The organism is Streptomyces sp. NPDC050759 (genome assembly GCF_044456945.1).
Lineage (GTDB): Bacteria > Actinomycetota > Actinomycetes > Streptomycetales > Streptomycetaceae > Streptomyces.
In genome coordinates this window covers 102,696-127,797 of the sequence record NZ_JBITGI010000015.1, presented here as the reverse complement: position 1 = coordinate 127,797, position 25,102 = coordinate 102,696, and the positions used below count along the sequence as shown (strand labels likewise).

Annotated in this window: 22 protein-coding genes; 8 read left to right on the top strand and 14 right to left on the bottom strand. The window is 69.4% G+C overall.

The annotated features are described in order from the left end of the window. Nucleotides 1-233 precede the first annotated feature (233 nt). Nucleotides 234-2,693, top strand: coding sequence for a DNA topoisomerase (ATP-hydrolyzing) subunit A (locus tag ACIBJB_RS35600; RefSeq protein WP_398936947.1), 2,460 nt, complete (start codon nt 234-236; stop codon nt 2,691-2,693). Nucleotides 2,694-2,806: 113 nt separating this feature from the next. Here ACIBJB_RS35600 and ACIBJB_RS35595 read toward each other — a convergent pair whose 3' ends face one another. Both ACIBJB_RS35595 and ACIBJB_RS35590 read right to left on the bottom strand, forming a co-directional pair. Continuing rightward, nucleotides 2,807-3,196 carry a hypothetical protein gene (locus ACIBJB_RS35595; protein WP_398936945.1) on the bottom strand — a complete coding sequence of 130 codons (390 nt, stop codon included), beginning with the start codon at nt 3,194-3,196 and terminating at the stop codon, nt 2,807-2,809. A gap of 20 nt (nt 3,197-3,216) precedes the next feature. Further along, nucleotides 3,217-4,299, bottom strand: a complete 1,083-nt coding sequence (locus ACIBJB_RS35590) for a CobW family GTP-binding protein (RefSeq protein ID WP_398936943.1) — start codon at nt 4,297-4,299, stop codon at nt 3,217-3,219. A gap of 322 nt (nt 4,300-4,621) precedes the next feature. Between ACIBJB_RS35590 and ACIBJB_RS35585 the strand changes: the two genes are divergently transcribed. Beyond that, nucleotides 4,622-5,128, top strand: coding sequence for a DUF6082 family protein (locus ACIBJB_RS35585; RefSeq protein ID WP_398936941.1), 507 nt, complete (start codon nt 4,622-4,624; stop codon nt 5,126-5,128). Between the two features lie 30 nt (nt 5,129-5,158). Here the strand turns inward: ACIBJB_RS35585 and ACIBJB_RS35580 are convergent, their stop codons facing one another. Both ACIBJB_RS35580 and ACIBJB_RS35575 read right to left on the bottom strand, forming a co-directional pair. Beyond that, entirely contained in the window at nt 5,159-5,395 is a 237-nt protein-coding gene (locus tag ACIBJB_RS35580) for a hypothetical protein (RefSeq protein WP_266529456.1), read from the bottom strand. Between the two features lie 797 nt (nt 5,396-6,192). Next, nucleotides 6,193-7,356: a citrate synthase/methylcitrate synthase gene (locus ACIBJB_RS35575; protein ID WP_398936938.1), complete on the bottom strand. Its 1,164-nt coding sequence runs from the start codon at nt 7,354-7,356 to the stop codon at nt 6,193-6,195. Between the two features lie 112 nt (nt 7,357-7,468). Between ACIBJB_RS35575 and ACIBJB_RS35570 the strand changes: the two genes are divergently transcribed. From ACIBJB_RS35570 to ACIBJB_RS35555, 4 genes are all read left to right on the top strand, one after another. Then, the gene (locus ACIBJB_RS35570) at nt 7,469-8,731 is read left to right on the top strand and encodes a citrate synthase (RefSeq protein ID WP_398936936.1); all 1,263 of its coding nucleotides are present in this window, start codon (nt 7,469-7,471) and stop codon (nt 8,729-8,731) included. A gap of 52 nt (nt 8,732-8,783) precedes the next feature. Then, nucleotides 8,784-9,728, top strand: a complete 945-nt coding sequence (locus ACIBJB_RS35565) for a sucrase ferredoxin (RefSeq protein WP_398936934.1) — start codon at nt 8,784-8,786, stop codon at nt 9,726-9,728. A 90-nt stretch (nt 9,729-9,818) separates the two neighbouring features. After that, nucleotides 9,819-11,486 carry an ATP-binding protein gene (locus ACIBJB_RS35560; protein ID WP_398936932.1) on the top strand — a complete coding sequence of 556 codons (1,668 nt, stop codon included), beginning with the start codon at nt 9,819-9,821 and terminating at the stop codon, nt 11,484-11,486. Beyond that, the gene (locus ACIBJB_RS35555) at nt 11,486-12,166 is read left to right on the top strand and encodes a response regulator (RefSeq protein WP_398936929.1); all 681 of its coding nucleotides are present in this window, start codon (nt 11,486-11,488) and stop codon (nt 12,164-12,166) included. Before ACIBJB_RS35560 ends, ACIBJB_RS35555 begins: the two co-directional genes overlap by 1 nt. 6 nt (nt 12,167-12,172) lie before the next feature. Here the strand turns inward: ACIBJB_RS35555 and ACIBJB_RS35550 are convergent, their stop codons facing one another. From ACIBJB_RS35550 to ACIBJB_RS35540, 3 genes are all read right to left on the bottom strand, one after another. Then, complete coding sequence (locus tag ACIBJB_RS35550) at nt 12,173-13,243, bottom strand: ABC transporter substrate-binding protein (RefSeq protein WP_398936927.1); 1,071 nt, start codon at nt 13,241-13,243, stop codon at nt 12,173-12,175. A 91-nt stretch (nt 13,244-13,334) separates the two neighbouring features. Further along, nucleotides 13,335-14,201, bottom strand: a complete 867-nt coding sequence (locus tag ACIBJB_RS35545; protein ID WP_398936925.1) for an ABC transporter permease — start codon at nt 14,199-14,201, stop codon at nt 13,335-13,337. Then, a complete protein-coding gene (locus ACIBJB_RS35540; protein WP_398936923.1) occupies nt 14,191-15,006 on the bottom strand; it encodes an ABC transporter ATP-binding protein in 816 nt (271 codons plus the stop codon). Before ACIBJB_RS35540 ends, ACIBJB_RS35545 begins: the two co-directional genes overlap by 11 nt. Before the next feature lie 162 nt (nt 15,007-15,168). Here ACIBJB_RS35540 and ACIBJB_RS35535 point away from each other — a divergent pair, with 162 nt between their 5' ends. Next, nucleotides 15,169-15,861 (top strand): response regulator, encoded by a 693-nt coding sequence (locus ACIBJB_RS35535; protein ID WP_398936921.1) that lies wholly within the window; start codon nt 15,169-15,171, stop codon nt 15,859-15,861. Between the two features lie 92 nt (nt 15,862-15,953). Here ACIBJB_RS35535 and ACIBJB_RS35530 read toward each other — a convergent pair whose 3' ends face one another. The 6 genes from ACIBJB_RS35530 to ACIBJB_RS35505 all read right to left on the bottom strand — a co-directional run bounded on the left by ACIBJB_RS35530 (nt 15,954) and on the right by ACIBJB_RS35505 (nt 23,008). Next, a complete protein-coding gene (locus tag ACIBJB_RS35530) occupies nt 15,954-17,546 on the bottom strand; it encodes a cation acetate symporter (RefSeq protein WP_398936919.1) in 1,593 nt (530 codons plus the stop codon). Beyond that, nucleotides 17,543-18,106, bottom strand: coding sequence for a DUF485 domain-containing protein (locus ACIBJB_RS35525; RefSeq protein WP_057611306.1), 564 nt, complete (start codon nt 18,104-18,106; stop codon nt 17,543-17,545). Before ACIBJB_RS35525 ends, ACIBJB_RS35530 begins: the two co-directional genes overlap by 4 nt. Nucleotides 18,107-18,166: 60 nt before the next feature. Then, nucleotides 18,167-18,859: a response regulator gene (locus ACIBJB_RS35520; protein WP_398936916.1), complete on the bottom strand. Its 693-nt coding sequence runs from the start codon at nt 18,857-18,859 to the stop codon at nt 18,167-18,169. Then, nucleotides 18,856-20,007, bottom strand: coding sequence for a sensor histidine kinase (locus tag ACIBJB_RS35515; RefSeq protein ID WP_398936914.1), 1,152 nt, complete (start codon nt 20,005-20,007; stop codon nt 18,856-18,858). The genes ACIBJB_RS35520 and ACIBJB_RS35515 overlap by 4 nt, the downstream gene beginning before the upstream one ends. Next, nucleotides 20,004-20,528, bottom strand: a complete 525-nt coding sequence (locus ACIBJB_RS35510) for a DUF1453 domain-containing protein (protein WP_398936912.1) — start codon at nt 20,526-20,528, stop codon at nt 20,004-20,006. The genes ACIBJB_RS35515 and ACIBJB_RS35510 overlap by 4 nt, the downstream gene beginning before the upstream one ends. Before the next feature lie 356 nt (nt 20,529-20,884). Continuing rightward, nucleotides 20,885-23,008: a type IIA DNA topoisomerase subunit B gene (locus tag ACIBJB_RS35505; protein WP_398936910.1), complete on the bottom strand. Its 2,124-nt coding sequence runs from the start codon at nt 23,006-23,008 to the stop codon at nt 20,885-20,887. Nucleotides 23,009-23,449: 441 nt separating this feature from the next. Here ACIBJB_RS35505 and ACIBJB_RS35500 point away from each other — a divergent pair, with 441 nt between their 5' ends. Continuing rightward, the gene (locus tag ACIBJB_RS35500) at nt 23,450-23,680 is read left to right on the top strand and encodes a hypothetical protein (RefSeq protein WP_057611313.1); all 231 of its coding nucleotides are present in this window, start codon (nt 23,450-23,452) and stop codon (nt 23,678-23,680) included. Nucleotides 23,681-23,803: 123 nt separating this feature from the next. On the opposite strand, the gene ACIBJB_RS35495 is transcribed toward ACIBJB_RS35500, so the two are convergent. Continuing rightward, entirely contained in the window at nt 23,804-24,667 is an 864-nt protein-coding gene (locus ACIBJB_RS35495) for a serine protease (protein WP_398936908.1), read from the bottom strand. Nucleotides 24,668-25,102 lie beyond the last annotated feature (435 nt).

Below are 25,102 nucleotides of genomic sequence, written 5' to 3'. Positions count from 1 at the left end.
GGCGAAGTTCCCGGAGCGCGTACGCCCACAGCGGATCGCGTAGCCTGCGGGCAATCGTGAGGGAGGCGCTGCACCGGCGCCGGGCCGGGCGCCTCAGCCGGGTCCTGGCCCGGACTGTCAGTGCCGCGGTCCACAATGGTCCGCGTCAGATCCCGTTCACGCTTCAGCAAGAGTGAGCCAAAGGGCCGTGAGCGACCCGTAGGCGAGCGACCAGAAAAGAGGAGCCGGCAGCGATGGCCCGCCGCAGCACGAAGACCCCGCCGCCCGACGACTCGTACGAGGAGCGGATCCTCGACATCGACGTCGTGGACGAGATGAAGGGCTCGTACCTCGAGTACGCGTACTCGGTCATCTACTCCCGCGCGCTCCCGGACGCCCGCGACGGCCTCAAGCCGGTGCACCGGCGCATCGTCTACCAGATGAACGAGATGGGCCTGCGCCCCGACCGCGGCTATGTGAAGTGTGCCCGCGTGGTCGGCGAGGTCATGGGTAAGTTGCACCCGCACGGCGACGCGTCGATCTACGACGCCCTCGTGCGCATGGCCCAGCCCTTCTCGATGAGCGTCCCGCTGGTCGACGGCCACGGCAACTTCGGTTCGCTGGGCAATGACGACCCGCCGGCCGCCATGCGGTACACCGAGTGCCGCGCCGCCGAGGCCGCGAGCCTGATGACGGAGTCCATCGACGAGGACACGGTCGATTTCGCGCCCAACTACGACGGCCAGGAGCAGGAGCCGGGCGCGCTGCCCGCCGCCTTCCCGAACCTGCTGGTGAACGGCTCCTCGGGCATCGCGGTCGGCATGGCCACCAACATGGCGCCGCACAACCTCGCCGAGGTCATCGCGGCGGCCCGCCACCTGATCCGCTACCCGAACGCGGACCTGGACGCCCTGATGCGCCACGTCCCCGGCCCCGACCTGCCCACCGGCGGCCGGATCGTCGGGCTCTCCGGCATCCGGGACGCCTACGAGACCGGCCGCGGCACCTTCAAGATCCGCGCGACGGTGTCGGTGGAGACGGTCACGGCCCGACGCAAGGGCCTGGTCGTCACCGAGCTGCCCTTCACGGTCGGCCCCGAGAAGGTGATCGCCAAGATCAAGGACCTGGTCGGCTCGAAGAAGCTGCAGGGCATCGCCGACGTCAAGGACCTCACCGACCGCGCGCACGGCCTGCGTCTGGTCATCGAGATCAAGAACGGCTTCGTGCCGGAGGCGGTCCTCGAGCAGCTCTACAAGCTGACGCCGATGGAGGAGTCCTTCGGCGTCAACAACGTCGCGCTGGTGGACGGCCAGCCCCTCACGCTCGGCCTCAAGGAACTCCTCGAGGTCTATCTCGACCACCGCTTCGAAGTGGTGCGCCGCCGCAGCGAGTTCCGGCGCACCAAGCGCCGCGACCGGCTGCACCTGGTCGAGGGCCTGCTCACCGCCCTGGTCGACATCGACGAGGTCATCCGCATCATCCGCTCCAGCGACAACTCCGCGCAGGCGAAGGAGCGCCTGATCGAGCGCTTCTCGCTGAGCGAGATCCAGACGCAGTACATCCTGGACACGCCCCTGCGCCGCCTGACGCGGTTCGACCGCATCGAGCTGGAGTCGGAGAAGGACAGGCTCAACGCCGAGATCGCCGAGCTGACCCGGATCCTGGAGTCGGACGCCGAGCTGCGCAAGCTGGTCTCCGCCGAACTGGCGGCGGTCGCCAAGAAGTACGGCACCGAGCGGCGTACGGTCCTGCTGGAGGCCGGAGCGACGGCCCCCGTGACCGCCGTACCGCTCCAGGTGGCGGACGACCCGTGCCGGGTACTGCTGTCCTCGACGGGCCTGCTGGCCCGTACATCGAACGGCGAGCCGTTCCCGCAGGACGCCGACGCCAGGCGAAGCAAGCACGACGTGATCGTCTCGGCGGTACCGGCCACCGCGCGCGGCGAGATCGGCGCGGTGACCTCGTCCGGCCGTCTGCTGCGGCTGAACGTCATCGACCTTCCGCAGCTCCCGGACACCGCCGCGGCCCCCAACCTCGCGGGCGGGGCCCCGCTGTCGGAGTTCCTCTCGCTGGAGGACGACGAGACGCTGGTCTGCCTGACCACGCTCGACGAGTCCTCCCCCGGTCTGGCGCTCGGCACCGAACAGGGCGTCGTCAAGCGCGTGGTCCCCGACTACCCGTCCAACAAGGGGGAGTTGGAGGTCATCACGCTCAAGGAGGGCGACCGGATCGTGGGCGCGGTGGAACTGCGCACCGGCGAGGAGGACCTCGTGTTCATCACCGACGACGCCCAGCTCCTGCGCTATCAGGCCTCGCAGGTCCGCCCGCAGGGCCGCGCGGCGGGCGGTATGGCGGGCATCAAGCTCACCGAGGGCGCGAAGGTCATCTCCTTCACCGCGGTGGATCCGGCGGTGGACGCGGTCGTCTTCACGGTCGCGGGCTCACGCGGCACGCTCGACGACTCGGTCCAGACGACGGCCAAGCTGACCCCGTTCGACCAGTACCCGCGCAAGGGCCGCGCCACGGGCGGTGTGCGCTGCCAGCGGTTCCTGAAGGGCGAGGACTGCCTGTCCCTGGCCTGGGCGGGCGCCGTCCCGGCCCGCGCCGCGCAGAAGAACGGCACACCGGCCGACCTCCCGGAGATCGACCCGCGCCGCGACGGCTCGGGCGTGTCTCTGGCGAAGACGGTGTCGGTGGTGGCGGGGCCGGTCTAGCTGATCCATTCCAAGAGATGCCCGCAGGGTGGGGGGTGGGCGGCAGCCGAAGCCACCGCGAGACGGTCAGGCGGCGGGCTGCCGACCCTGGTCGTCAAGGTGGCAGCGGGCGGTCAGGCGTCAGGGTCGACTTCGGGGTGCGTGAACCGCACGGGCTTGCCCAGCGACCGGGCGTAGCCGATTTCGGCTCGGGTGCTGTCTCCGATGTAGTCGCCGACTACGAGCACCTCATCAGCGAGCCGGATCTTCGCCCGGTGCAGATCGTCGAGTCGAACCTTCAGCGCCTCGGCCTCGACAGGATCGGACCAGAGTTCGTGCGGCGACTTCATGTCACAGCCCGGTTTGACGACAATCCTTCCGGCTCTGGTCTCCCGCAGATCGGCCTCGGTCATCTCGGCCATGAAGCGGGTGGAGCCGCAGATCACGACGATACGCGGGAGGCTCAGCTGCTTCTTCGCGTCGGCGAGCTTCTCCTCGGGGGTGATCAGTCGCGGGTATGACACTGATTCCTCCAATAGATCATCTAGACGTCGGGATCCCGTACGTCGGGGTCCTGCTCGCCGGGATCCTGTACGTAGCGGAGGACGCCCCACATGCCGGCCTCGTCAGGGTGCGGGGCGTCCGCGCCTGCCCTGCACGCCTCCAGCTCCTTGCGCCGGGCGGGAGAGTCGACGCCGGAGCCGATGAGGACGAGCTGGGTGAGGCGGGCGTCACCGGGCGCCCAGGCCTCCGGGTAGAAGCGCAGGAAGCGCCCCACGGCATGGACGGCGTAACGGTTGCGGACGTCGTACGGCCCGAAGTCGACGTACCCCTTGATCCGGTAGAGGCCCTCGGGCCTGGTGTCGAGGAACGCCATCAGCCGGCGAGGGTCGAGGGGTTCGTCGGAGGCGAAGGAGAGGCTGTCGTAGCCGGAGTGCAGATGTCCGGCGTGATCGTCGCCGTGGTCGTGGTCGTCAGGCAGGTCGTCGAAGGAGAGCTGTCCGACGCGCTCCTCAGCGGGCCGGCAGTCGAAGAGGAACGCGGGGTCGATGCGACCGTAGGTGGCGGGAACGACAGCCGCACGGTCGACAAGTCGATGCACCAGAGCGAGGACGTGTTCGGCGTCGGCCGCCCGGTCGAGCTTGTTGACGACGACGAGGTCGGCGAGGGCGAGGTGCCGGTCGATCTCGGGATGCCGGGCGCGGGTGTCGTCGAACTCTGCGGCGTCGACGACCTCGACGAGGCCGCCGTAGACGATGTCAGGTTGTTCGCTGGCAAGCACCATGCGGACGAGTTCCTGCGGCTCGGCGAGCCCGCTGGCCTCCACGACGATCACATCGATGCCGGTGTCGGGACGGGCGAGCCGGGACAGGTACCGGTCGAGCTCGCTGACGTCGACGGCGCAGCACAGGCAGCCGTTCCCGAGGGAGACGGTGGAGTCGCCGAGCGCGCCGGCGACGGCCATGGCGTCGATCTCGATGGCACCGAAGTCGTTGACGATGGCTCCGATACGGCTGCCGCCGCTGCGGTGGAGGAGATGATTGAGGAGGGTGGTCTTGCCGGAACCCAGGAATCCGGCAAGGACGACGACCGGGATCTGGCGGTGGCTCCCGCTCGGCTGACTCAACGTGCGACCTCTTTCGCGCTGCCGCGTGCACCGGATCGCGGGCCCGGCGCACATACGAGGTTTGAATGCCGGACCAGGATACGAGCCGGAATAATCACCGCGAAGTGAACGATTGTTAGCAGCACTTGCGGGGCAGACGTTGGGGAAGGCGCCGGTTCGTGCGACCCTCACTTCCCTCCGTGCGCCTCCTCTCCGCCTCCCCCGCCGATCAGAGCCGCTCGGCACCCTGGGAGACGGCAAGCGCCGCCCACCGCTCGCCGGTCCCCATCAGTCGACCCGCACCCCGACGACCGGCGGACGGCCGCCTGAATCGGGGGTTGACATGGCCACACTGAACGCAGGTGTACGGAGGATCGTTTCGGCTGCCAAGGCGACGGTGACGGCCGTCACCGACTCCATCAGCACACGGAGTACCCGCCACCGCAGGAGGGCCGTTCTCGCCCAACAGCACCGGCTCCACTTCGACCTGATCTGCAAGGCCATGGACGATCCCGCCCTAGCCGCGGTTCTCGACACCTACGAGACCCAGATCCCGCTCGAGAAACAGCGCCAGTTCCTCTTCGCCAACGCGCTCTACATCAACGCCATGTACTTCCACCGCATCGGAGCCATGAACCGCGCGGAGTTGTACGGCCACCTGCGGGTGATGTGCCAGAACGAGGTCTTCCGTGAGTACTGGGAGGCGACGCGCCATCACCGGAAGAGCCTGCCCGAGGATTCGGAGGAGTTCACTCTGGGCCTGATGTTGGACGATCTGATCCAGGAGCTCGCGGATTCCGACACGGACGAGTGGTGGGTCGTGGGCCAGCCGCCCGAGGAGTCCCCATGACTCTCGGACGGCACGGCCGTCGCGCAACCGTCAAGCGTCGGGGATGTCCTGTTTGGCACGGACGAGGGTTTCCCGAGAGATGATCACAATGCGCTCATAGTCGGCTCGTGCGGCATCCGACGGAAGCTCGGGGTCGAGTTCCGCAGTCGCTTCGCGCCCGATCACGGCGAAGTCACCGCTGCTGAGCTCGAAAATGTCGGGGCATGTCTGCCCGGTGGCACTGCCGCGCTCTCGAGGAGAGGCCCCGACACGTCGCACGATCTTCACGGAGGTGTACCGCCTTGTGACTCAGAGGGATGGATGTGCCCTCCGAAGTCGTCCGCGGTGGTTCGTCGGCAGTGCGTCGGAGTGCGCTCTCCGCGCGCGAGGTGTTCGCCGGAGCTGCCCCGGCCAGGCCCAGGGCCAGGTAAAGATATCGACTCCGGTGCACACGATGCGCGAGTTCTCACTCTGCGAGTGAGTGAAAATTCAGCGAGAGCCTTGACCGGGGCGCGTACGGGAGCGGGCTCGCCCGTCGCGGGATGCCACGAGCCCTGGTCAGCTCATCACCGGCACCGTACGCGGGGCGTCCTGCCGGAGGATCCGGGAACGGGGGCCTCCCTGCGGTGGATCGCGTTCAGGGTGGGCCGGCGCGCGACGGAGCGCACCGGCGTGCGATGGCCCGGACAGCGCCCCCACGGCCCCCACAGGGCGCGCCACCCAAGCACGCGTGAGTGATACCCGTCCCCTTCCGGGCGACTTCCCGCGCCGGACGACAGCCCGCCCCGGCACGAGGCCGTATCCGCGACTTCGCAGGCGTGCGGCACGGGGATGGTGTTCAGCCGTTGCGGCGCGAGCGGCGTCCGCCTCCAGCCGAGGATGGCTGCCTGGTCCTGACGCGGCGGCCGCCGAAGTACGGAAAACTCGCTGGTGCCGTGCCGATCATTCCCGGGCACGACGACGCGGACGACACCGCGGCACCGGCCCGCGGTGTCGCCTTAAGCGCTCGCTGACCCGTCCCCATGGGGGTTGCGCGGGGCCATCCGCGGGCGAGCCGGGACGGCGTTCGGTGTCGCAGATCGCGGTTATGCCATGACGGGTACCGCCACGGGGGGCTGCGGACCGACGTACCGCGCCACCGGCCTGATGATCTTCGAGTCCGCCGCCTGCTCCAGGATGTTGGCGCTCCACCCCACCACCCGCGCCGCCGCGAACGTCGGCGTGAACATCTCGCGGGGCAGCCCGCACAGTTCCATGACCACGCCCGCGTAGAACTCGACGTTGGTGTGCAGCTCCCGCCCCGGCTTGAGCTCGGCCAGGATCGCCTCGACATGGCGTTCCACCTCGACGGCGAAGTCCACGCGTGGACCGCCGAACCGCTGGGCGACCTCCCGGAGCATCCGGGAACGCGGATCCTCCGTGCGGTAGATCGCGTGGCCGAAGCCCATGATCCGCTCACCGGAGAGCACACGCTCACGGATCCAGGAGTCGATGCGGTCGGGCGTGCCGATCGCATCGAGGGTGTCCAGCGCCCGACTGGGCGCTCCCCCGTGCAACGGCCCGGACAACGCCCCTACGGCCCCCACGAGACACGCCGCCACATCCGCTCCCGTCGACGCGATGACCCGCGCCGTGAAGGTTGATGCGTTGAAGCCGTGATCAATGGTTGAGATCAAGTACTGCTCGACTGCCCGCGCCCGTTGAGGCTCCGGCTCCGCACCCGTCAACATGTAGAGGTAGTTCGCCGCGTACGAGAGATCCTCACGCGGCTCCACCGGCTCCAGCCCCTTGCCCAGCCGGTGCAGTGCGGTGAGCAGCGTCGGCACGGCCGCAGCGGCCACGAGGGTGTCCCGTCGCCGCTCGTCCGGGTCGATGTCGTACACCGGACGGAACCCTTTCGCCGCTCCGAGCAGCGACAGCGCGGTACGCATGCCGGCCAGTGGCCCGGACCGCCCACTCGCCGCCGCGATCGCCGGCAGCGCCGCCCGCACCTCGTCGGGCAGCCGCCGCAGTGCCGCTGTCTCGGCACGGAAGACCATGGCCTGTCCGGCGTCCGGCAGTTCGCCGTGGACCAGGAGATGCCAGACATCCTCGAAGCCGCGGGTCTGCGCGAGTTCGACAGCCGAGTACTGACGGTAGTGATAGAAACCCTCGCGCCCCCGGACATCTCCGACCTCCGTGTCGGTGACGACGACTCCGGCGAGTCCTCGCGGTACGTCGACGAACGTGGTTGACCTGTTGACCGACATGATTCCTCCCTGGACTTGATTCGACTGTCCATGGTTGACTCATTATGTGTCAATGTTGATTGAATCAATACAGACCAATCAACCCACCCGGTTGGGGATACGGTGACCTCTTATGCGCGATCAAGACCCCCTCCCCGGCTCCGCCGAACGCCGGCTCAGCACCAAGGAAGCCGCCGAACTGCTGGGCGTGAAGCCCGAGACCGTCTACGCCTACGTGAGCCGCGGCCAGCTCAGCAGCCGACGCGTTCCCGGCGGCCGGGGCAGCACCTTCGACGCCAAGGAGGTGGAGACCCTCTCCCGGCGCAACCGCCGGGAGGGCGGCGGGAGTCCTGGCTCCGGCGGCGAACTGTCCGTGCGCACCCGCATCACGTTCATCGACCGGGACCACTACTTCTTCCGGGGAGTCGACGCCACCGAGCTGGCCGCGCGCCACTCCTACGAAGAGATCGCGGAATGGCTGTGGACCGGCCGTCTACGCTCCGGAGTCACCTTCACCGCGCCCGAAGCCGCCGTCGAGGTGGCCCGCCGCGCGGTCGACGCGCTGCCCGAACACACGGGCCCCACCGACCGGTTGCGGGTGGCGGCGATCGCCGCCGCGGTCTCGGATCCACTGCGTTTCGACCTCTCCGAAGAAGCCGTGCTCGGCACCGCACGGACACTCATCCCGACACTCGTCGCCGCCCTCCCGCCCGTGCTGCGCGACCGCCGCCACGACGACGGCCCGCTGGCCCACCGGCTGTGGACGCGCCTCAGCGGACGCAAGCCCGACGAGGCGTCCCTGCGCGCCCTGGACACCGCGCTGGGCCTGCTCGTCGACCACGACCTCGCCGCCTCGACCCTCGCGGTACGCGTCGCCGCATCGGCCCACGCGCACGCGTACGCGGCCGTCTCCGCCGGACTCGGTGTCCTGGAGGGCCCCTTGCACGGCGCAGCCAGCGGGCTCGCCCACAAGCTGCTGCTCGATGTGCTCGACCGGGGTGACGCCGCCCCCGTCATCGCGGAGGAACTGCGGGCCGGTCGCCGGATCCCGGGCCTCGGTCACCGGCTCTACCCCGGCGAAGACCCACGCGCGCGAGCCCTGTTCGCCCTCCTGGAGGAAATCCCGCGCGCGGAACCCGCACTCCTCGCGGCCCGCGACATCGTGGCCACCACCGCCCGCCACGCCCCCCTGCACGCCAACGTGGACCTGGCCCTCGCCGTGCTCACCGCCTCCTCCGGGATGCCCTCCACGGCAGGCGAGACGATCTTCGCCGTCGCCCGCACGGCGGGCTGGATCGCCCACGCACTGGAGGAGTACGGGGAACGCCCCCTGCGCATGCGTCCGAGCGGCACTTATGTGGGCCCGAAGCCGCCCCAACCACTGCCGGAACCCTGACAGCACCACGGCCGGAAGCCGTCGCGCCCCGAGTCAGGTTAGGCTCACCTCTGTGAGTACCTGTTCAACGGTCTCGCACGACCTCGACGAGCCCGTTTCCGGAACCGCGGCCACCGCGCGGACCTGGCTGCTGCTGGAACAGTCCGGTCCCTGGGGCGCCAAGGCGCTCACTGCGAGCCACCTGGAGCCCGCCCTGGGCCGCGCCCTGGAGGCCGCAGCGAAGGACACGGGCGTGCGCATCGCGCTCATCCGCCGCCCCGGACGGCACGCCGACAGCGGAAAACCCACCACCCGGCAGGTGTACGCCGCCCACACCGTGCCCGGCAACGTGTGGCTGCGCAGTGCGACGACCCGCGATCCGAGGAACCTGCTCGACCTGGACTTCGCCGCGCTCGGCAGGGGCGAGCACGCCGGCTTCGACTCCGTGCTCGGTGGACGCCACCACACCGGCGATCCCCTCGCGCTCGTCTGCACCAACGGCAAGCGGGACCGCTGCTGCGCGCTCCTCGGCCGCCCGCTCGCCGCGGAACTGGCCGCCTCGGGTGTCGAGGGCGCCTGGGAGGTCACCCATCTGGGTGGTCACCGGTTCTCCCCGACACTGCTCGTTCTGCCCTACGGCTATGCCTACGGCCGCGCCGAGGCCCCTGCCGTCAAGGAAGTCCTCCACAACGTCCAGGAGGGCCGCATCGTGGTCGAGGGGTGCCGCGGCAGCTCGGCCTGGGAGCGTCCCGGCCAGGCGGCCGAGCTGGCCGTGCGCACGGCGGTGCGCGAATACGCGGCCGAGGCGCTGACAGTCGTACGAACTGACGGCGCCGCCCCGCACTGGGAGGTGACCGTCGCACACGCCGACGGCCGCCACTGGAGCGTCCTCGTGGCCCAGACCGCCTCCCTGCCGCCCCGTCCGGAGAGCTGCGGGGCGTCGGCGCTCGGCTCACCCGCGCGGATGGACGTCGTGGCGGTGCACGAGCTGAGGACATCGTCAGCGCGGGCGAGCTGACCGGACCAGCGGGCCCGTCCACGCATTGATCAAGAAATCCATGTCACACCCCCTGCGGTGGATCGGGTACCTCCACGTACCGTCTTGGGTATGAGCCGCACTCCCCCCGCCCGCCGCCTGCGCCTCGGGCTGCCCCGCCGGGTGTTCTCGCAGGTGCTCCTGATGCAGCTGGCGATCGCCGCGGGAGTCGCGGTACTCGCGACCGGTCTGTTCCTCGCGCCTCTGAGCAACCAGCTCGACGACCAGGCGATGCGCCGGGCCCTCGCCATCGCCCAGACCACCGCCGCCGAGTCGCAGATCGCCGAGCAGGTCACGGACACGCCTCCGCTGCCCACCGGCCCCGTCCAGCGGGAGGCCGAGAGGATCCGCAGGGCGACCGGGGCCGAGTACGTCGTGGTGATGGACTGGCGGGGCGTCCGCTGGTCGCACCCCACTCGCAGCGAGGTCGGCAGGATCGTCTCGACCGACCCGGGCCAGGCCCTGGCCGGCAAGGAGATCATGCAGATCGACAGTGGCACCCTGGGCCGCACTGCCCGCGGCAAGGTGCCCCTGTACGACAGCGACCACAACATCGTCGGAGCGGTCTCCGTCGGCATCGCCTACGACAGCGTGCGTGCCCGGCTGATCCACGCGATCCCCGGGCTGTTCGCCTACGCCGGCGGGGCCCTCGCCGTGGGCGCGCTGGCAGCCTGGCTGATCTCCCGGAGAGTCCAGCGGCAGACTCGTGACCTGGCCTTCTCCGACATCTCCGCCCTCCTCGCCGAGCGCGAGGCCATGCTGCACGGCATCCGGGAAGGCGTCGTCGCCCTGGATCGCACCGGGCGGATCCGCCTGCTCAACGACGAGGCCCGCCGACTGCTGAGCATCGGGGACGAGGCCGTCGGCCGGCCCCCCGACGAGGCCCTGGGGGGCGGCCGTACCGCCGACGTCCTGGCCGGACGGGTGACGGGCACCGATCTGATCACCGTCCGCGGCCAGCGGGTGCTGGTCGCCAACCGTATGCCCACCGACGACGGCGGTGCCGTCGCCACCCTGCGCGACCGCACCGAACTGGAGCAGCTCGGCCGGGAGCTCGACTCGACCCACGGTCTGATCGACGCCCTGCGCGCGCAGGACCACGAGCACGCCAACCGGATGCACACGCTCCTCGGGCTGCTGGAGCTGGAGATGTACGACGACGCCGTGGAGTTCGTCGGAGAGGTCGTCGGCGACCACCGGGCCACCGCGGAGCAGGTCACCGAGAAGATCGAGGATCCGCTGCTCGCGGCACTGCTGGTGGGCAAGGCGACTGTCGCGGCGGAGCGCGGTGTCGCCCTGTGGGTCTCCGACCGGACCCGGCTGCCGGACCGGCTGGTCGATCCGAGCGGGTTGGTCACGATCGTCGGCAACCTCGTGGACAACGCCCTGGACGCCGCCGCCGGCGCCCTCCACGCGCGCGTGGAGGTCGAACTGCGCACGCAGGGCCGTACCGTCGTCCTCAGGGTGCGGGACACCGGGCCCGGAATCCCGGTGGAACAGCGGGAACTGGTCTTCACCGAGGGCTGGTCGACCAAGGAGCCCCCTGCGCACCGGGGGCGCGGCCTCGGGCTCTCCCTCGTACGTAAGCTCGCCGAGCGCCAGGGCGGCAGCGCGGCCGTCGCAGAGGCCGACGGCGGAGGCGCGGAGTTCACCGTCGTACTGCCCGAGGCACTGGCCGAGCCGCAACCGGCCCTCACCGCGCCGGCCGCCCAGCAGACCGCCACCGAGGAGGAGTCGTGATGATCGAGGTCCTGGTGGTGGACGACGACACCCGCGTGGCGCGCGTCAACGCCGCCTACGTCGAGAAGGTGCCCGGCTTCCACGTGGCCGGCGAGGCGCACAGCGCGGCGGACGCGCTGCGGCAACTGGAGGCTCTGCCTCACGTGGACCTGGTCCTCATGGACCACTACCTCCCCGACGAGACGGGTCTGGCGGTCGTCCAGGAGATGCGCCGACGCGGCCACCAGACCGACGTGATCATGGTGACGGCGGCGCGGGACGTGACGACGGTACAGGCGGCGATGCGGCACGGCGCACTGCAGTACCTGGTCAAACCGTTCGCCTTCGCGGGCCTCAGGGCGAGGCTGGAGGCGTACGCCGACCTGCGCCGCACCCTGGACGGCGGAGGCGAGGCGGAACAGGCGGAGGTCGACCGCATCTTCGGCGCGCTGTCCACGCCCGGGGAGCCCGAGCTGCCCAAGGGCCACTCCCCCACCACGGTGGAACTCGTCCGCAGATCCCTGATGAACGCCGAAGGGCCGCTGTCGGCCCAGGAGATCGCCGACCGGACAGGGGTGAGTCGGCAGACCGCCCAGCGCTATCTGAAGCTCCTGGAGCGTACGGGGCGGGCCAGGCTCACCCTCAAGTACGGTGACGCGGGCCGCCCGGAACACCGTTACGTGTGGGCGACCCGCGCGTGAGGAGGCTCAGCCGGCGTTCTGCGCGGCCTTCTCGACGAACTCCCTCGTGTACGTCTTGTCGAGGTCGACGTCGGCGTTCTGGATGTTGGGGTTGAACGCCTTGAGGACCTTCTCGACGGTCTCAGGACCGTTCTCGGGCATCACGCCGTCATTGGTGAACATCGGCAGCGTGTTCTTGATGGCCACCGCGTACAACAGCTTGTTGCCCTGCGAGTAGTCGGCGGGCATCTTGTCGGCGATCTGGGTCGCGCTGTGCGTGGACATCCACTTGAGCGTCTTGACGAATGCATTGGCCAACTTCTGGACGGTCTCCTTGTGACCGTTGACCCAGTCCGTCTGCATGTACAGGCTTGACGACGGATACGGTCCGCCGAGTGCCTCGTCCGAGCCCTGGGGCGTGCGCATGTCCAGAAGGATCTTTCCGGCCTTCTTGTCCAGGATCGTCGCGACGGTCGGGTCGGTCGTCATACCTCCGTCGATCGAGCCCTGTTGGAGCGCCGAGATGAAGGTCGGCCCCGCACCGACGGCGACCGGCGTGAACTCGCTGACCTTCACGCCGTTCTTGACGGCGAGGTACTTGGTGAGGAAGTCGGTCGAGGAGCCGAGGCCCGTGACGCCGAGCTTCTTGCCCTTGAAGTCCTTGGCCGAGGTGATGTCACCCGCTGCCTTGTTGGAGACGATCTCCACCTCACCGGGCGCGCGCGAGAACTGCACGACCGACTCCACGTCCTTGCCCTTGACCTGCAGGTCGAGCGTGTGGTCGTAGAAGCCGACGGCCCCCTGGACCTGGCCGGAGACGAGCGCGGTCTCGGCCTGGACGCCGGCGGGCTCGCTCAGCAGCTCCACGTCGAGTCCCTCGGAGTCGAAGTAGCCGAGCCGCTGGGTGAGCATCGCCGGCAGGTAGATGACCTTGTCGAGGCCACCGACCATGATCTTTACCTTGGTCCCCTTGCCGTCGCCCTTGCTGCCGGCGTCTGCCGACGCCGTACTGGCAGCGTCGTTGGCACAGGCGGTGAGCGAGGAGAGGGCGAGCAGGCCGGCGGCGGCCAGGGAGGTGTATCTGGCGGTCTTGCGCATGGGGTTCACGTCCTTGTGAGGGGCGGTGCGGGGAAGGGCTGAGCGGGGAATGGGTTGAGCCGGAGGGATGGGGAGGCTGCCGTGGAGGGCCTCAGCTGTCGGAATTCGCCGGCTTCCAGCGGAAGATGCGGCGCTCGGCGAAGGTGAGCAGCCCTTCGGCGAGAAGTGCGACGACGGCGAGGATGACCATCGCGGCGTACACACCGGCCGCGTTGAAGGTGCCCTGGGACTGCGCGACGAGCAGGCCGATGCCCTTGGTCGCGCCGATGTATTCGCCGACGATCGCGCCGATGAGGGCGAAGCCGAAGCTGACGTGCAGGCTGGTGAAGATCCACGAGGTCGCGGACGGGATGACGACCTGAAGCGTCACTCTGCGGTCGCTCGCGCCGAGGATGCGGGCGTTGGCGACCAGGTTGCGGTCGACCTCGCGGGCGCCCTGGAAGGCGTTGAAGAAGACCGGGAAGAAGACCAGGACGACGGCCGAGGCCACCTTGGAGGCCGGTCCGAGTCCGAACCAGATCACGAAGATGGGTGCAAGGACAATCCTCGGTATCGAGTTGAGCACCTTGATGTATGGACCAAGCACGTCGGCGAGCAAGGTGATTCGCCCCAACGCAATACCGAATACCACACCGGCCACCACACCGACGACCCAGCCCAGCAGCGCCTCGTACAGCGTGTACCAGATCTGTTCGCCCAACGAACCGAGCGCGGTCCCGTGCGTCACCCAGGTCCAGATCTGGTCCCAGATCTTGGAGGGCATGGAGAAGTTGAAGGGATCGATGACCTCGGCCCGGGAGAGCAGCTCCCACAGACCCAGAACGGCCACCAGGAGCAGCACGCGGGACACGCCGACAACGATCCGGCGTCTGCGGACGGCACGCGCGCGTGAGTGTGCGCGGTCCGGCGGGGTCGTGGCCGTGTCCACGACCGGTGTGCTGAGAACCTCAGGCGACATGGGCTGCGCCCCTCTCCCTGGTGATGCGGACCTCTTCGCCGAGGGACTCCCAGATCTCGCGGTAGATCTCGATGAACCGCGGCTCCAGGCGCACCGACTCGACCTTGCGCGGCCGCGGCAGGTCGATGTCGAAGATCTGCTTGACGGTGGCGGGCCCGGCCGTCATCACGACGACCTTGTCGGCCAGGGCGATGGACTCCTCCAGGTCGTGGGTGACGAAGACGACGGAGGCGCCCGTGCCCTCCCACAGTTCGAGGAGTTCGTCGGACATCAGAGCCCGCGTCTGCACGTCGAGCGCGGAGAACGGCTCGTCCATGAGCAGGATCTCGGGGTCGTTGACAAAGGTCGCGGCGAGCGCCACGCGCTTGCGCTGGCCGCCGGAGAGCTGATGGGGGTAGCGGTCCTCGAAGGCCGCGAGCCCGACCCGGGCCAGCCACTCCCGGGCATTCCGCTTGGCCTCCGCCTTGGGCACACCGCGGAAACGGGGGCCTGCCATGACATTGGCCAGGACCGTACGCCAGGGGAAGGTGGCGTCCTGCTGGAAGACGAAACCGACCTTGTCCCCGACTCCGCGGACCGGCTCCCCGACGACCAGAACCTCTCCCTCGGAGGGCTCCTCCAACCCGCTGACCAGGGTCAACGTGGTCGACTTACCACAGCCCGTCGGCCCGACGACCGCCACGAACTCCCCACGCCCCACGGTGAGATCAAGTTCCCTGACGGCCGTGTGCAGGCCCCCCGACGGGGTCCGGAATGTCTTGCTCGCGCCCCGCAGCTCGATGGCGGGGCTGGTGTCTGCGCTCATGGCCGGGGACGGTAGATGTGGCCTGCGCCACGGCATCAGTGTTCTGGGCACATGCCGTTCTTTTGCCTGCAACGGCCTGTTGTGCTCGTTTTGCGCGCGCTACAAACAGCGAAGCCGAAACACGGGCGTTACGCCCGCCAGGCCTTGAGGGAAAGAGGCCCGATGATTGACGTCCTGGTCGTGGACGACGACTTCCGTGTCGCCGAGATCAACGCCAAGTACGTGGGAAAGGTGCCCGGTTTCCGGGTGGCCGCTCGCGCCCACAGCGCTGCCCAGGCGCTGGCCAGCGTGCAGCGCGGGACCATCGATCTGATCCTGCTCGACCACTACCTGCCCGACCAGACGGGTCTCGACCTCGTCCACCGCATGCGGGAACAGGGCCATGGCACCGACGTCATCATGATCACGGCAGCCGGGGACGTGGCGACCGTCCAGGCCGCCATGCGCCTGGGCGCCCTCCACTACCTGGTCAAACCCTTCACCTTCGCGGCCCTGCGCACCCGGCTGGACTCCTACGCGGCCCTGCGCCGCACCGTCGACCGGGTCGGCGGCCGCGGCATCGCCGGTCAGGAACAGGTCGACAGGATCTTCAGCGCCCTGCGCACCACCCCGGCTCCGCCGTCCCCCGGCCTGCCCAGCGGCCACTCGGAGCCGACGACGGACCTCATCTGCCGCGTCTTGCACCACGCCGACCACCCACTGTCGGCCCACGAGGTCGCCGCCGAGACGGGCCTGAGCCGCTCCACCGCCCAGCGCTACCTCCGCCATCTCGAACAGGCCGGCCGCCTCCGCCTGACCCTCAGATACGGCGACACGGGGCGGCCGGAGCACCGCTACGCATGGGTGGCGCCGTAGCCGTACGCCGCGAAAGGCCTCGACAGCAGAAGCCGTACGACAAGACGGATGCCGTACGACGACGAGGGCGCCGCCGACCACGGGCGCCATGCCTACACGGCCCCCGCTCCCGTGAGCGACCGCACCTCGGTCTCCGCGTGCTTGGCCTCGTCGGCGACCTCCGCCGAGGTGACCGTGCCGAGCCAGCCCGCGACGAAGCCCAGCGGGATGGAGACCAGACCGGGGTTCTGCAGCGGGAAGTACTGGAAGTCGACGCCCGGGAAGAGCGACTCGGGGCTGCCGGACACCACGGGCGACAGCAGCACCAGGGCCATGGCCGGCAGGAGTCCGCCGTAGACGGACCAGACGGCGCCCCGGGTGGTGAACCCGCGCCAGAACAGCGAGTAGAGCAGCACCGGCAGATTCGCGGACGCCGCGACGGCGAAGGCGAGGCCCACCAGGAAGGCGACGTTGAGGTCGCGGGCCAGCAGGCCGAGAGCGATCGCGATCACGCCGATCCCGACGGCGGCGGTCCTGGCCACTGCCACCTCGCTGTGCGGTTGGGCCCGCCGGCGCCGCAGTGAGGCGTACAGGTCATGGGCGACGGAGGCCGAGGAGGCGAGCGTGATGCCGGCGACGACGGCGAGGATCGTGGCGAACGCGACGGCGGCGACGATCGCGAACAGAACCGTTCCTCCCGTAGAACCGGCGCCGCCGCCCAGGTCGAGGGCGAGGAGGGGGACCGCGGTGTTCCCCGCGGCGTTCGATCCCCGTACCGCCTCGGGCCCCACGATCGCCGCCGCACCGAACCCGAGAACGATCGTCATCAGGTAGAAGCCGCCGATGAGCCCGATCGACCAGACCACCGAGCGCCGGGCGGCGCGTGCCGTGGGCACGGTGTAGAAGCGGGACAGGATGTGCGGCAGTCCTGCCGTACCGAGCACGAGGGCGAGTCCCAGGCTGATGAAGTCGAGGCGGGCGGTCCAGTCCCCGCCGTACTTCAGACCGGGTGCCAGGAACGACTGACCATGGCCGCTGCGCTCCGCCGCCGTGAGCAGGAGTTGGTCGAAGTCGCCGTGGAACCGCACCAGCACGAGCACGGTCAGCGCGATGGTCCCGCAGAGCAGCAGGACCGCCTTGACGATCTGGATCCAGGTGGTCGCCCGCATCCCTCCCAGGGACACGTAGATCACCATGAGCGCCCCGACGGCAATGACGGTCCAGGACTGGGCCGCCTCGCTGGTGCCCCCGAGCAGCAGTGCGACCAGGCTGCCCGCGCCCACCATCTGCGCCACCAGATACAGAACGGACACCGTGACCGAGGAGGTTCCCGCCGCGATCCGTACCGGCCGCTCGCTCATCCGCGCGGCGACCACGTCGGCGAGCGTGAACCGCCCGCAGTTGCGCACCAGTTCGGCGACGAGGAACAGCACCACCAGCCAGGCCACGAGGAAGCCCACCGAGTAGAGCATCCCGTCGTACCCGAAGAGCGCGATGAGCCCGGAGATACCGAGGAAGGACGCGGCCGACATGTAGTCGCCCGCGATGGCAAAACCATTCTCCATCGGCGAGAACAGCCGCCCACCCGCGTAGAACTCCTCCGCCGAACCGTGCCGGTGGCGGCTCACCCACGTCGTGATCCCCAGCGTGACCGCGACGAACGCGCTGAACAGCAGCAGCGCCAGGGTCTGGTGGTCCCCCGTCATGACGACGCACCGCCCCGTGCCGTGCGCGTCAGTTCCTGGGTGTCCCACCGCAGTTCGAGTGCGGCCCGGTCCCGGCGCAGCCTCGCATGCCGGGCGTAGGCCCAGGTCAGCAGAAAGGTGGTGAGGAACTGCCCGAGTCCCGCGAGCATCGCCACGTTCACCGCGCCGGCGACCGGCCGCGCCATCAGTCCCGGCGCGCTCGTCGCTGTCACGACATAGGCCACGTACCACGCGAAGAATCCGATGCCCGCGGGCACCACGAACCTCCTGTACCGGCTGCGCACTTCCTGAAAGGCCGCGCTGCGCTGCACTTCGAGGTAGACGTCGGCCGCCGCGGCGTCCCGGTCCTCGCGCTCCGCGCGTGCCGTCGCAACCGGGCCCACGGCCGTACCGTCACCGCCTGTCTCGCCCCAGCCGGAGGCGAGCGCGTCATACCAGGGATCGTCGTACCGCACACCGGCGGACGCCTCCGCGCGGGCCACATCGTGGCTGTCGTGGTTCTCGGCCGAACTCTCGGCATCACCCCCGCTTCCGCGGGGACGAGCGTTGCTTGACTGCATGCCCAAGGATGGACAGAACGGGAAGATCCCCGACTCTTCTTCCCCGCGCTCTTCACCCCATCAGGTGATTCCTCCCATCGGTGGCCGTACGAGCCCCTTGGCGTAGGCGTAACGCACCGCCTGCGCACGGTCCTTGATTCCCGTCTTGGCGAAGAGGTTGTTGATGTGGGTCTTCACCGTGGCGGTGGAGACATGCAGCTTCCGGGCGATCTCCTGGTTGCTCAGTCCCTCCGCGATCAGCGCCAGCACTTCGACCTCCCGGGCAGTGAGCCCGTCGGGCGCCTCCGCGGACACCGGCTGGGGCGGCTCGGGGTCCGACAGCCGCTCCAGCAGCCGCCGCTGGATACTCGGCGACAGTCCGGCGTCCCCGGAGAGCACGCTCCGCACGGCGCGCACGATCTCGTCACCTCCCGCGTCCTTGGTGAGATAACCGCGCGCCCCCGCCTTGAGCGCGGGAAACAACGACTCGTCGTCCGCGAAGGTCGTCAGCACCACGACCTGCGTCCCGGGGTGCTCGGCGCGGATCCTCCGGGTCGCCTCCACCCCGTCACAACGAGGCATGCGCAGGTCCATCAGCACCACGTCCGGGGCGAGTTCCGCGACGAGCTCCACCGCCTCCTCACCGTCCCCGGCCGCACCCACCACTTCGATCCCGGGCAGCAGACCGAGCAGCATCACGATGCCTTCCCGCACCACGGTCTGGTCGTCAGCGACCACCACCCGCGCGGGCTTCGGCTCCGCCCCCTCCGTCATACCGGCACCTTCAACGTCACCACGAACCCTTCGTCGTCCGGCCCGGCGTCCAGCGAGCCGCCCAGCAGTTCGGCGCGCTCCCGCATCCCCAGCAGACCGTACCCGCCTCCGGTGGCGGTGAGTTCACCCGGCGAACCGCCCGAGTCCCGCACGACCAGCGTCACCCGGTCATCGCCGTACTGCAGCCACACCCGGATCTTGGCCCCCGGCGCATGCTTGCGGACATTGGTCAGAGCCTCCTGCGCGACCCTGCGCACGGCCTGCGACGCCTCGGCCGGCAACGGTCTGCGCTCACCCGAAATGGTGGTCTCGGCTCCGTCGGCCGTCCCGACCATCTGGGTCAGGAATTCCTCCAGCGGAGTCATGTCCCCCCGCAGAGCCGACAACGCCTGCCGGGTCTCCGCGAGACCGTCGCGGGCCATGCCCCGGGCCGCCACCACCCTTTCGAGGATCTGGTCCCGGTCCGCGCCGCCCTCGATCAGCAACCGGGCCGCTTCCAGGTGCACGAGCTGGGCCGAAAGACTGTGGGCCAGCACGTCGTGGATCTCCCGGGCGATACGGGCCCGCTCCGCGAGTGCCGCAGACTCCGCCTCGGCCGCCCGCGCGGCCCGCTCCTGGTTGAGCAGACGCTGCGCGTTGCCGCGGGCCTCGGCGTCGAGCCGCAGGACGTAGCCCGCCAGGGCGAGCCCCGCCGTCGTGGCCACCGTGGTCAGCCACGCGTCGTCGTTGACAGCGGCGTAGAGGGCCAGGGCGATCACGGTCACGGGCAGGGCGGCGGCGATGGGCAGCCGTTCCAGAGCGGTGATGGCGCAGCCGCACCACAGGACGAGGGCGACGACCCCGAAGTCGGCAGCCTGGGCGGCGACCGCGATCGCCAGGAGAATGCCGTAGAGCGCCAGGGAGGGCCAGAGCCGGTGCTCCAGCGTGGTGCGGAAGAGTGCCCAGGCGACGACTGCGGACAGGAGGATTCCCGCCACTGCTCCGAGAACCCCCCAGCCCTGTACACGGCTGTTGTTGAAAGCGCCCCAGAGGAGCATGGCGAGCACCAGCGACCGCGTGACCCAGCCGAGCAGGCGCCGAGGACGCGTGGTCGCCTCACGCCCGAGCGCCTCCCGGGAGGGCCAGCGGGTCCAGGCGTTGTCCGTCACACGCGCTCCTTCCCCGTGGACCGGAAGATGGGCTCACCGTACGTCGGGGCGGGTGCGGCGCCAGGGCGCAGGGAGTGCGCTCGCCCGACGAGGATCCCGGAGCGCACGAGCAGCGTGGCCCCCAGCGCGAGCAGCAGTGCGGAAGAGTCCTGATGGACACCGAGCGCCGCGCCGAGCGCGAAGAGACCGACGCGCAGTCCGATGCCGACGGCCCAGACGGCCCCGCTCGCCTTGGTGCTCCTGCTCCACACCGCGCCGTCCGGCTCCGTCCATATCCGGCTCGTCCAGGCCCAGCCGGCCCCAATGAGGAGGCCGGTGAGCAGCTCGGCGGTGAGCAGGGCGACCGATGCCGTGCGGTGATGGGCATCCACCAGCCCCGGTTCGCGAAGTGCCACGACGGCGAGGACGGCGGGCAACAGCCACCAGCGCCGCCCGGTGTCGATCCGGCTCGCCCGGAACTGTCGGGCGATCACCACGACCACCGCGACCGCGATCAGCAATGCGTCGACAAGCCCGGACATCACAGCCTCCGTGAGCGAGGAAGGGTCTGCCGGCAGCAGGCGCCGCCGACACCTTCGAAGCTACGGAAATCCCCAGGTCGGGAGATCGGAGCAGGGGTGGATCACAGGTGGATTCCCAGCCACCGGAACCGTCCACCCACGGGTGGAGAGGCCGGCCACAGCCCTGAGCGAAACCCCCGACCCGAGGAGGTCATGCCGACAGCGGCGGCGTCAGCCGCCAACCTGAAGCGGCCAAGCTGCAACCTCCGACGGCGGGACCATTCCATGAGGGTCGCCGATACTCAACCGCGAAAGCCGCTGGGTGCAGCCGAGGCTGGTTGCAAACCCGGCCTCGGCCCCCACTTCCAGCCCAGCGACTACGCGTCGATGCGCGACCGATCAAGGGTCGCCGCCGACCCGGAGATGAACTCCTTCCGCGGCGCCACGTCATTGCCCATCAGCAGATCGAAGACCTGCTCCGCGGCCTCCAGGTCGGCGAGGTTGATCCGGCGCAGAGTCCGGTGCCGCGGATCCATCGTCGTCTCGGCCAGCTGGTCGGCGTCCATCTCGCCCAGACCCTTGTACCGCTGGATGGAGTCCTTGTACCGGACCCCCTTGCTCTGGAACTCCAGCAGCTTCTCGCGCAGCTCACGGTCCGAGTACGTGTAGACGTACTTGTCCTGCCCCTTCTTCGGCTGGACGAGCTCGATGCGGTGCAGCGGTGGCACCGCGGCGAACACCCGGCCCGCCTCGACCATGGGCCGCATGTAGCGCTGGAACAGCGTCAGCAGCAGGCACCGGATGTGAGAGCCGTCGACGTCGGCGTCGGTCATCATGATGATCTTGCCGTAGCGGGCTGCGTCGATGTCGAAGGTCCGGCCTGAGCCCGCTCCTATGACCTGGATGATCGCACCGCACTCGACGTTCTTGAGCATGTCCGTGACGGACGACTTCTGAACGTTGAGGATCTTGCCGCGGATGGGCAGCAGCGCCTGGAATTCGGAGTTCCGGGCGAGCTTCGCCGTGCCGAGCGCGGAGTCACCCTCGACGATGAACAGTTCGCTGCGGTCGACGTCGTCGCTTCGGCAGTCGGCGAGCTTGGCCGGCAGCGAGGAGGACTCCAGGGCCGTCTTCCGGCGCTGCGCGTCCTTGTGCTGACGGGCCGCAATACGCGTGCGCGCGGCGGCGACCGCCTTCTCCATGACGACCCGGGCCTGGGCCGCGGCGTCCCGCTTCGTGGACGTCAGGAACGCCTTGAGCTCCTTGGAGATCACCGTGCTCACGATGCGGCGGGCCGCCGAGGTACCGAGGACCTCCTTGGTCTGGCCCTCGAACTGCGGCTCGGCGAGGCGGACGGTGACGACGGCCGTCAGGCCCTCGAGTGCGTCGTCCTTGACGATGTCGTCCTCGGCGACGCGCAGCAGCTTCTTGGCGCGCAGCACCTCGTTCATCGTCTTGGCGACGGCCTGTTCGAAGCCGGCGACATGGGTGCCGCCCTTGGGCGTGGCGATGATGTTGACGAACGACTTCAGGGTCGTGTCGTAGCCGGTTCCCCAACGCATCGCGACATCCACACCCAGCTCTCGGGTGACCTCGGTGGGCGTCATCTGACCGTGGTCGTCGAGGACCGGGACGGTCTCCTTGAACGTGCCCTGGCCGGAGAAGCGGAGGACGTCGTTGACCGGCTTGTCGGTGGCCAGGTACTCGCAGAACTCGCTGATACCGCCGTCGAAGCGGAAGGACTCCTCCCCCTTACTGCCGCCCTCGCCCAGGCCGTACTCGTCGCGGACGACGATGGTGAGACCCGGCACCAGGAACGCGGTCTGACGAGCGCGCTGGTGGAGGTTGTCCAGGGAGAGTTTGGCGTCCTTGAGGAAGATCTGCCGGTCGGCCCAGTACCGCACGCGCGTGCCGGTCCGGGTCTTGGGGATCCTCTTGGTCTTGCGCAGGCCGCTCGCGGCCTCGAACTTGGCATCGGCGCCGTTCGCCGCGAAGGCACCCGGCACGCCGCGCCGGAAGCTGATCGCGTGGGTGTGGCCACTGCGGTCCACCTCCACGTCCAGCCGCGCGGACAGGGCGTTCACCACGGAGGCACCGACGCCGTGCAGACCGCCGGAGGCGGCGTACGAGCCGCCGCCGAACTTGCCGCCGGCGTGCAGCTTGGTCATGACGACCTCTACACCGGACAGCCCGGTCTTGGGCTCGACGTCGACCGGGATGCCCCGGCCGTTGTCCCGGACCTCCACGGAGGCGTCGTCGTGGAGGATCACCTCGATGTGGTCGCAGTACCCGCCCAGGGCTTCGTCGACGGAGTTGTCGATGATCTCCCACAGACAGTGCATCAGGCCACGACTGTCGGTCGAGCCGATGTACATTCCCGGGCGCTTGCGTACGGCCTCGAGCCCCTCGAGGACGAGCAGGTGCCGCGCGGTGTAGTTGGAACCGTCCCGGTCTGCTCCTGCCAGCAGAGCTGTGGACGGCACGGACGTTTCGGCGGTCACGCGGTTCGCTCCTCGCTGAATTTCAGTTGGGGCCCTTCTGGGTAAGGGCGCGGCATCGGTAGCCGCCATGAGGGTACCGAGGCCTGGTAGAGCCGTTGTAACGCCACCCTCGTGTGGAAACACAGAGTAGTCCAGGGTCGCATACCTGTTCGATCCCTCGATGGGGTGAAGTACATATCACGTTCCCTTACAGGCATGAACCATTTAGGCTCCGGGCACGTCCTCATGAACAACCGGCAACCCAGCCGGGGGACCGACCTTGACCGACAGTGCGAAACCGTAAGACACACAGACACGCAATACGGCACATTCGCCGCCAAACCGGCAGCAGCCGGCCGCCCGGAAAATTTCTCTCTGGGTGAAGCCCCGAGCGGGAACGTTTTGGGGCTGGTTGGATGTTGACCCTGGTACGACAGCTCGTCGAGCTAGAGAAGAGGCGACGTGACTACTGTTCTGACCCCCGCGAGCCCGCTGACGGCCGCTGACCGCTGCGACCGCTGCGGCGCCCAGGCGTACGTACGCGTCGTGCTGCTCAGCGGCGGAGAACTGCTCTTCTGCGCCCACCACGGTCGCAAGTTCGAGCCGGAACTCAAGAAGATCGCCGCTGAGATACAGGACGAGACGGAGCGACTCACGTCTGTTCCGGCATCCGTATCAGAAGAAGAGCGCTGACACTTCGCGTCCACGACGAGCCAGCTCCGGCACAGGCCGGCATGAGGGCGGCTGCCCCTGTTCCCAGGGACAGCCGCCCTTGCTCATGGTTCTGCGGAGGCGCTCAGCGCCCCCGAGGCATGGTCACGCGGTGGCGTGGCCTCCGTCGGCCGCGTTGCGACCGCCCCAGTCCAGCGTCCGCATGACTTCGGACACACGGGTATAGACACCGGGCTGGCCCGGTCGCCCACAGCCGCTCCCCCAGGAGACCAGCCCGACCAGCTTGCCCCGGGCGACCAGCGGTCCCCCGCTGTCCCCCTGGCAGGCGTCACGACCACCTCGCTCCTCCCCGGCGCACAGCATGCTGTCGGCGAGGTAGGTGCCGTCGCCACCACCCGGATAAGCCTCCCCACAGCGCGCGTCGGACATCAGCTGCACCTGTGCCGCCCGCAGACGGCGCGCGTAGTCACCCCCGCCCGTGACGTCGCCCCAGCCGTAGACCGTGGCGCTGGTTCCCGGCTCGTACGCCGGATCGCCGACGGCCGCCATGGGAATGACCGCGTCCTGCGGCAACGGCTCGGAGAGTGTGAGAACAGCGAAGTCGCCCGCGTTGCTCTGCGGGTCGTAGCCCGGATTCACCCGGGCCTCACGTATGGCGATCTCCACCCCTTGGTCCGAGAGCAGATCCGTACGGCCCGCGATGACACGGAAGTCACTCACCTGCTCCGGCGGCGCCCCCAGGACGTCCTCGCCCATACAGTGGGCCGCCGTGAGCACCGTGGTCGGGCCGACGGCGACACCGCCGCAGAACTGCCCGGCGCGCGTACCTCCGAACCGGTCACGGCTGGACAGGGCGACCGTCCAGGGCGCCTTGGACACATCGACCGGGAATCCCCCGACGACGATACTGTCGGCGGCCACGGGGGCGGCCGACGTCAGCGGTATGGCCGCCGCCACGGCCGCCAGAACCAGCGGCCGGGCCAACGCCCGGGCAATGGGGTGACGCATGCATGCTCCTCACTCCGGGGTGGTGATCGGAAACCCAGAGTCATGCAGGAAGCCTGCGCGCGCAGCACGAAAGCCCGGCCCCTGACGAGGGACCGGGCCTTCGGTGTCGTACGACTGCGACCTAGTCGAGGTAGTCGCGCAGTATGGATGGGTGAGCGCTGTGCTTGACGTGCAGAGACGCAGGTCGGAGGCAAGCGGGGCACTGGAAATATCCTCGACTGAGCGGAGTTCCACCGGCCGTCACCAGCATGGCCGTCGCTGGCACCGGGGCCAGCACCACCTCGACGACCTCGGCGCCCGCCCCCGCCCGCCGTTCCACCAGAGACTCCCGCACCGTGGCCCATCGCCCTTGCAGGGCAACGGCACCCGCATCGGATCCACCCCGTCGCACTGGGGCTTAGGGCCCGTCAGTCCGTGGCATCGGCATCGCCTCCA

Bases quoted from the DNA above. Each gene is read 5' to 3' on its own strand.
- ACIBJB_RS35600 (WP_398936947.1), top strand. From the start codon at position 234: ATGGCCCGCCGCAGCACGAAGACCCCGCCGCCCGACGACTCGTACGAG.
- ACIBJB_RS35585 (WP_398936941.1), top strand. From the start codon at position 4,622: ATGGCCACACTGAACGCAGGTGTACGGAGGATCGTTTCGGCTGCCAAG.
- ACIBJB_RS35575 (WP_398936938.1), bottom strand. From the start codon at position 7,356: ATGTCGGTCAACAGGTCAACCACGTTCGTCGACGTACCGCGAGGACTC.
- ACIBJB_RS35570 (WP_398936936.1), top strand. From the start codon at position 7,469: ATGCGCGATCAAGACCCCCTCCCCGGCTCCGCCGAACGCCGGCTCAGC.
- ACIBJB_RS35560 (WP_398936932.1), top strand. From the start codon at position 9,819: ATGAGCCGCACTCCCCCCGCCCGCCGCCTGCGCCTCGGGCTGCCCCGC.
- ACIBJB_RS35555 (WP_398936929.1), top strand. From the start codon at position 11,486: ATGATCGAGGTCCTGGTGGTGGACGACGACACCCGCGTGGCGCGCGTC.
- ACIBJB_RS35550 (WP_398936927.1), bottom strand. From the start codon at position 13,243: ATGCGCAAGACCGCCAGATACACCTCCCTGGCCGCCGCCGGCCTGCTC.
- ACIBJB_RS35545 (WP_398936925.1), bottom strand. From the start codon at position 14,201: ATGTCGCCTGAGGTTCTCAGCACACCGGTCGTGGACACGGCCACGACC.
- ACIBJB_RS35540 (WP_398936923.1), bottom strand. From the start codon at position 15,006: ATGAGCGCAGACACCAGCCCCGCCATCGAGCTGCGGGGCGCGAGCAAG.
- ACIBJB_RS35535 (WP_398936921.1), top strand. From the start codon at position 15,169: ATGATTGACGTCCTGGTCGTGGACGACGACTTCCGTGTCGCCGAGATC.
- ACIBJB_RS35530 (WP_398936919.1), bottom strand. From the start codon at position 17,546: ATGACGGGGGACCACCAGACCCTGGCGCTGCTGCTGTTCAGCGCGTTC.
- ACIBJB_RS35525 (WP_057611306.1), bottom strand. From the start codon at position 18,106: ATGCAGTCAAGCAACGCTCGTCCCCGCGGAAGCGGGGGTGATGCCGAG.
- ACIBJB_RS35520 (WP_398936916.1), bottom strand. From the start codon at position 18,859: ATGACGGAGGGGGCGGAGCCGAAGCCCGCGCGGGTGGTGGTCGCTGAC.
- ACIBJB_RS35510 (WP_398936912.1), bottom strand. From the start codon at position 20,528: ATGTCCGGGCTTGTCGACGCATTGCTGATCGCGGTCGCGGTGGTCGTG.
- ACIBJB_RS35495 (WP_398936908.1), bottom strand. From the start codon at position 24,667: ATGCGTCACCCCATTGCCCGGGCGTTGGCCCGGCCGCTGGTTCTGGCG.